The sequence below is a fragment of the Priestia sp. SIMBA_032 genome, assembly GCF_046535215.1.
In the GTDB taxonomy this organism is placed as follows: Bacteria; Bacillota; Bacilli; order Bacillales; family Bacillaceae_H; genus Priestia; species Priestia aryabhattai.
In genome coordinates this window covers 1-231 of the sequence record NZ_JAWRXD010001663.1, presented here as the reverse complement: position 1 = coordinate 231, position 231 = coordinate 1, and the positions used below count along the sequence as shown (strand labels likewise).

1 protein-coding gene is annotated in these 231 nt (G+C 64.9%); it reads left to right on the top strand.

What is annotated here, in order from left to right:
* Positions 1-41: 41 nt before the first annotated feature.
* The coding region (locus SB717_RS39900; protein ID WP_410908901.1) for a hypothetical protein at positions 42-231 on the top strand (190 nt) is incomplete at its 3' end.

Sequence of the window (231 nt, the reverse complement as noted above, 5' to 3'; positions counted from 1 at the left end):
AAGGGGCTGCACTGGGCGGCGTGGTAGGCGGTGCTTTGCCTGTGGCAGCAGTAGCAGCAGGCGCCGTCAAACGCGCCTTGACCTCCTCAGAGAATTCGGCAAACCGCCAACTACAGCGTGCGCTGGAGCGAGACGGAATCAGCCTTGAGGAATGGCAGCGGCGGGTTCAGGCCATGCGCGAGGAGAACCCGGCCGCACTACCCGTCGATGCCGGTGGCGAGAACGTAGCAG